This window comes from Herbaspirillum sp. YR522 (assembly GCF_000282575.1).
Taxonomy (GTDB): domain Bacteria; phylum Pseudomonadota; class Gammaproteobacteria; order Burkholderiales; family Burkholderiaceae_D; genus Herbaspirillum.
Window position 1 is genome coordinate 1 of the sequence record NZ_AKJA01000093.1, and the last position, 5,912, is coordinate 5,912.

The 5,912-nt window shown below is 64.8% G+C and carries 7 protein-coding genes; 6 read left to right on the forward strand and 1 reads right to left on the reverse strand.

The features are described from left to right. Positions 1–18: 18 nt before the first annotated feature. The 5 genes from PMI40_RS12040 (at position 19) to PMI40_RS12060 (ending at position 4,115) form a co-directional block, all read left to right on the forward strand. On the forward strand, positions 19–873 hold the full coding sequence (locus PMI40_RS12040) for an NAD(P)-dependent oxidoreductase (protein ID WP_040501969.1): 855 nt from the start codon (positions 19–21) through the stop codon (positions 871–873). A 142-nt stretch (positions 874–1,015) separates the two neighbouring features. Continuing rightward, on the forward strand, positions 1,016–1,840 hold the full coding sequence (locus PMI40_RS12045) for an amino acid ABC transporter permease (protein ID WP_008115653.1): 825 nt from the start codon (positions 1,016–1,018) through the stop codon (positions 1,838–1,840). Beyond that, complete coding sequence (locus tag PMI40_RS12050) at positions 1,837–2,490, forward strand: amino acid ABC transporter permease (RefSeq protein WP_008115654.1); 654 nt, start codon at positions 1,837–1,839, stop codon at positions 2,488–2,490. The genes PMI40_RS12045 and PMI40_RS12050 overlap by 4 nt, the downstream gene beginning before the upstream one ends. After that, entirely contained in the window at positions 2,474–3,259 is a 786-nt protein-coding gene (locus PMI40_RS12055) for an amino acid ABC transporter ATP-binding protein (protein WP_008115656.1), read from the forward strand. Before PMI40_RS12050 ends, PMI40_RS12055 begins: the two co-directional genes overlap by 17 nt. 58 nt (positions 3,260–3,317) lie before the next feature. Beyond that, positions 3,318–4,115 (forward strand): transporter substrate-binding domain-containing protein, encoded by a 798-nt coding sequence (locus PMI40_RS12060; protein ID WP_008115659.1) that lies wholly within the window; start codon positions 3,318–3,320, stop codon positions 4,113–4,115. A gap of 159 nt (positions 4,116–4,274) precedes the next feature. Here the strand turns inward: PMI40_RS12060 and PMI40_RS12065 are convergent, their stop codons facing one another. Next, entirely contained in the window at positions 4,275–4,874 is a 600-nt protein-coding gene (locus PMI40_RS12065) for an outer membrane beta-barrel protein (RefSeq protein ID WP_008115662.1), read from the reverse strand. A gap of 214 nt (positions 4,875–5,088) precedes the next feature. On the opposite strand from PMI40_RS12065, the gene PMI40_RS12070 reads away from it, so the two are divergent. Next, on the forward strand, positions 5,089–5,912 hold an 824-nt coding region (locus PMI40_RS12070; RefSeq protein ID WP_008115663.1), incomplete at its 3' end, for an FAD-binding oxidoreductase.

A 5,912-nucleotide genomic window follows, 5' to 3' on the forward strand; every position in this document is an offset into this window, starting at 1 on the left:
GCGCCTGCCGCACCCGACCTGGCATGGGAAAGCACGCTGGCGAGCGCGCGCTATGGCCGCCTGCTGCTGACCGGTGCCGCCGGCGGCGTAGGCCGGACCATACGACCCCTGCTGCGCGCGCTGGCAGACCAGGTGCGGCTGTCGGACCTGGCCGGTGCCATCGATAGCGGTGCGCTGGGCGCGCCGGCCGAGTTCGAACAACTGGTCGCCTGTGACCTGGCCGACCGCGCTGCGGTCGATGCCCTGGTGGCCGGCTGCGACGCCATCGTGCACCTCGGCGGGGTGTCGGTCGAGCGGCCTTTCGAAGAAATCCTCGAGGGCAATATCAAGGGTGTGTTCCACATCTATGAAGCCGCGCGCCGGCACCGGGTCAAGCGGGTCATCTTCGCCAGTTCCAACCACGTCACCGGCTACTATCGCCAGGACCAGAAGATCGATACCCACGACCTGCGCCGTCCGGATGGCTATTACGGCCTGTCCAAGTCCTACGGCGAGGACATGGCCCAGTTCTATTTCGACCGCTATGGCGTGGAGACGGTCAGCATCCGCATCGGTTCGATCTTCCCCGAGGCCCGCGACCGCCGCATGATGGCCAGCTGGATGAGCGTGGACGACTTCATGCAACTGCTGCGGCGCGCGCTGTTTGCGCCCGGCGTGGGCCATACCGTGGTGTATGGCATGTCCGACAACGCCCATACCTGGTGGGACAACCGCCATGCGGCGCACCTGGGTTATGCACCCAAGGACAGCTCCGAGATCTTCCGCGACAAGGTCGAGGCCCAGCCCAGGCCGGCAGCGGACGACCCGGTGGCGGTGCTGCAGGGTGGCGCCTTTACCACCGTCGGCCCCTTCGATCCCCTGGAAAAAACGTAGTCAGCTCGTCCCGCCACGCGCTGCGGCGGACCGGTGCTCTTCAATTGAATCGTATGTTGTCATACATCATGAGGGGGTGCTGGCCGTCAATCGTGAGTGCCCTTCGCGGCTTTGAACCGGTTTGATTCAACCAACGGAATCCATGAACTTCTCACTCGACTTCAGCAGCCTCGCGCCGTATTGGCCAGTGTTCCTGCGGGGCGCTTGGCTGACCCTGAAGATGACCACGGTGGCAGTGATCGTGGGCGTTTCCATCGGCGTCATCATCGCCTTTGCCAAGAGCAGCAAGAATATCCTGGTGGCGCGCGCCTGCGGCGCCTACATCGAGGCGGTACGCAATACGCCGTTCCTGGTGCAGATATTCCTGCTCTATTTCGGCCTGGCCAGCCTTGGGGTGCACATGCCCACCTTCGCCGCTGCGGTGCTGGCCATGATCATCAATATTGCCGCCTATGCGGCCGAGATCATCCGCGCCGGTATCGACTCGGTGCCGCGCGGCCAGATCGAGGCCGCCGAATGCCTGGGCCTGTCGACCTGGCGCATACGCTGGCATGTGATGCTGCAGCCGGCCATCGAGCGGGTCTATCCGGCCCTCACCAGCCAGTTCCTGTTGATGATGCAGGCCTCGGCCATGGCCTCCCAGATCTCGGCCGAGGAACTCACCGCCATTGCCAATACGGTGCAATCGGACACCTTCCGTTCGCTGGAAACCTATATCGTCGTGGCCGCCCTGTACCTGGTGCTGTCGGTGCTGGTGAAGTTGCTGGCCTACGCCTTCGGCGAATACATCTTCAAGCGTCGCCGCACCATCCGCCGCGCTGCCCACCTGGCCCGCCGCAGCCCGCAGTCGACGCTGCCGCACCTGCCCATGGCCAATGCCGCCGGCGCGCTCACGCCGGTGTCGCATGTGCCGTTCATCCACGGCCACTCGCAGCCGCGCGAGACCGTCGAAGGGAGCGCATCATGATCGGCTCGTTCTCGTGGACCCACCTCTGGTACCTGGTCGATTCGATCTGGTGGACCGTGGTGCTGTCGCTGCTGGCCTTCGTGCTGGGCAGCATCGGCGGCTTCGTGGTGATGCTGGCGCGTATCTCGCCGCGGGCCTGGCTGCGCAATATCGCGCTGTTGTATATCGAATGCATACAAGGTATCCCGCTGCTGATCCTGCTGTTCATCGTCTACTTCGGGCTGTCGGTCTATGGGTTTGCGCTGCCGGCGCTGGTGGCGGCCGGGATCGCCATGATGGTCTACACCAGTGCCTACCTGGGCGATATCTGGCGCGGTTGTGTCGAAGCCATGCCCAAGCCGCAGTGGGAGGCGTCCGAATGCCTGTCGCTGACCCGCTGGCAGACCCTGAGGCTGGTGATCATCCCGCAGGCCACGCGCCTGTCCTTGCCGCCGACCATCGGTTTCCTGGTGCAACTGATCAAGATGACCTCGCTGGCGTCGGTCATCGGCTTCGTCGAACTGACCCGCGCCGGCCAGATCATCAACAACTCGATCTTCCAGCCCTTCCTGGTATTCACCGTGGTCGGGACCTTCTATTTCTTACTGTGCTACCCGCTGTCGCGCTGGAGTGCATCCATGGAGAGAAAGCTCAATGTCAGCAATCGCTAATGCCGCAAGCACGGCGCCATCGGCGCCGACCGCTGCCACGGCCGCGCCTATCGTCAAGGTCGACCAGGTCTACAAGAGCTTCGGTTCCAACCAGGTATTGAAGGGGGTCTCGTTCGAGGTCGCGCGCGGCGAGATGATCGCCATCATCGGCGCCTCGGGCTCGGGCAAGAGCACCGCGCTGCGCTGCATCGACCGCCTCGAGACCATCGATTCGGGCACCATCCAGGTGGCCGGTATCCAGGTCGACGACCCGGCGGTCGACCTGCACCTGCTGCGACGCGAAGTGGGGATCGTGTTCCAGAGCTACAACCTGTTCCCGCACCTCAACGTGCTGGAGAACGTGATGCTGGCGCTGCGCCACGTCAAGAACCAGAGCAAGGCCCAAGCGCAGAAGGTGGCGCTGGCCGCGCTGGCCCAGGTCGGCCTGGACGAGAAGGCCGGTGCCTATCCCGAGCAGCTCTCGGGCGGCCAGCAGCAACGCGTGGCGATTGCCCGTTCGCTGGCGATGGCGCCCAAGGTCATGCTGTTCGACGAAGTGACTTCGGCGCTCGATCCGCAACTGACCGGTGAAGTGCTGCGCGTGATGGAAGACCTGGCCGCCGGCGGCATGACCATGATCCTGGTGACCCACGAGATGAATTTCGCCAAGCGGGTGGCCGATCGCATCATCTACATGCACCAGGGCCGGGTGTGGGAAGTCGGCCCGGGCGAGATGCTGGACCGTCCGCAGACCGCAGAATTGAAGGCCTTCCTGGCGGCCGACCTGTAACCCGCGCAATAAGCCAGCCCGATACGACAAGACCACCCAACGACAACGGAGACCTACCATGCAAGTCAAGAAGATCCTTACCCGTAGCTGCATCGCCGCGCTGATGTTCGGCGTGTTTTCCCATGCCGCCATGGCCGACCAGCTGGACGACATCAAGAAGGCCGGCAAGGTACGCGTAGCCATTGCCATGGGCACGCCGCTGTTCAGCTACGCCGATGACAAGATGCAACCCACCGGCTCCGACGTCGACACCGCAAGGCAATTGGCCAAGGACCTCGGGGTGCAGCTCGAGATCGTCTCGGTCACCAATGCGGCGCGGGTGCCGACGCTGCAGGCCAATCGTGCCGACCTGGTCATCGCCGACCTGTCGATCACGCCGGAGCGCCAGAAGGTGATCGACTTCTCGACCCCCTATGCGGTCATCACGATCATCGTCGGCGGCCTCAAGAACATCGCCGTCAAGGACTACAAGGACCTGGATGGCAAGCGCATCGGCCTGACCCGCGCCACCGTCAACGATACCCTCACCACGGCGCAGGCCAAGGGCGCCGACATCGTCCGCTATGAAGACGACGCCACCCTGATCACGTCGATGGTGACCGGCCAGATCGACCTGTTCTCCAGCACGCCGTCGAACCTGCAGGAAATGCAGAAGCGGGCCGCCGGCAAGAACATCGAGTTGAAGTTCGCGCAGAAGGATTTCGAGCTCGGCATCGCCCTCAACAAGAACCAGCCGCGCCTCAAGGAATGGGTCGATACCTGGGTCAAGACCAACATGAAGAGTGGCAACCTCAATACCATCTACAAGAAGTACCATGGCCGGGACCTGCCAGCCAGCGTGCAGAACGTGCAATAGGCTTGTTCCATGTCCGGGTGCAGCAAGGCCGCCCGGACAGCGCACACCGCGCTTTGCATCGCGTTGCCGGTTGCCGGTCGCCCGTGCAACCGGCTTTTTGATGGATGGATCGGGGCAGCGGCGCCGATCCGGGCGGGCGTCGGCGCCTGCCTTGGCGCGTCAGAAGCGGTAATCGACGCCCAGCGACATCATGTGGTTGCCCAGCTTGCCGCCGCGCGCGAAGATACCGGTCTTTTGCATGTGGTCGTAGTCGGCACGGACGGTGATGTTGGGCGTGATCGTGTAGCGCAGCCCGACGCCGGCCAGCATGGTGGCCCGGGTCGCGCTGGATTCGCTGCGGCTGGATCCCGATTTGGTGCCGGCCTCGGCGTCGGCATTCAGGCTGGCCAGGCCCAGCTTGCCCGTCAGCGAGAACCCGGACCAAACCGGCAGCATGCCGATGACGCCGAAGGTCATTGCGCGGGCCTTGATACGGGCGTATTCGGTGGGTGAATCCACCTTCACGCTGCCCAGGTCGATATAGGCTGTCTCGAGCATCAGGTAGCGATTGAACTGGTAGCCGCCGTACAGCCGGTAGGCGTTGCCCTGGTTGTCCATGCGGGTATCGGGCGGAAAGCCCGGCGAGACGGCATGGCTGGCGCGACCGATGCCGGCACCCAGGTACCAGCCCGCTTCCAGGGGCGCTGCAAGGGCGGTACTGGCGGCAGTGGAAGCGGCCAGTGCGGCCAGGGCGAGCAGGATGGTCGATGTGGTTTTCATTGAAGGTCTCTTTCGGGTGGATTGGTTGAAGTGCGGCCGGTTGGCTTGGCCGAATGCATCGTATTGGCCGCACCTCGACTTATCCACAGCAAAAACCCGAGATTTCCTCGAATATTCGGGCCGGCGGGCGCTGGACGACGAGCGGGCGCCGCGCCCCCGACATCGGGCTTTGGCATATCATCAGGCCTTCGTCGATTCGCCCCAGATCACCCTCATGTCACACGCCGCGCCTGCCGAAGTCACTTTTCCCCGTCACGTGGTCATCATCGGCGCCGGTGCCGTCGGCCTGATGAGCGCCATCCACGCACTCGACCAGGGCCTGCAGGTGACCCTGCTCGACTTCAACCAGGCCGGCAGCGAAGAGGCTGCAAGCTATGGCAATGCGGGTTGGCTGTCGTCGCATTCGGTGATACCGCCGGTCGAACCGGGCATGTGGAAGAAGGTGCCGGGCTACCTGGCCGATCCGCTCGGTCCGCTGGCGATCCGCTGGCGCCACCTGCCGCGCTTGATGCCATGGCTGCTGCGCAACCTGGCCAGCGCCCGGCGCACGCGCATTCGCACCACCGCCGCCGCGCTGCGCACGTTGGTGGTCGACGCCCGCCTGCTGCACCTGGAGGTGGCGCGGCGCGCCGGGGTGGCGCAGCTGATCGATACCTCAGGTGTATTGCATGTGTACCGGTCGCGCCAGCAGTTCGAGGGCGACGCATTCGGCTGGGGTGTGCGGCGTGAACTGGGCATCGGCTGGACCGAACTGGAAGGCGATGCGCTGCGCCAGCGCGAACCCGATCTCGATCCCGCCTTCGGCTTTGCCGTGCATGTCGATGAGGCAGGGCACTGCCGCAACCCGGGGGCCTACATGCAGGCGCTGGAGCGGTTCGCCCTGGCCCGTGGCGCCCAGCGGGTAGTCGCTCGCGCCACCGGTTTCCGGGTGCAGGACGGTCGTCTCAAGGCGGTCTTGACGGGCGCCGGCGAGATCGCCTGCGACGCGGCCGTGATTGCCGCCGGCGCCCGTTCCGGGGAACTGGCGGCGGCCGCCGG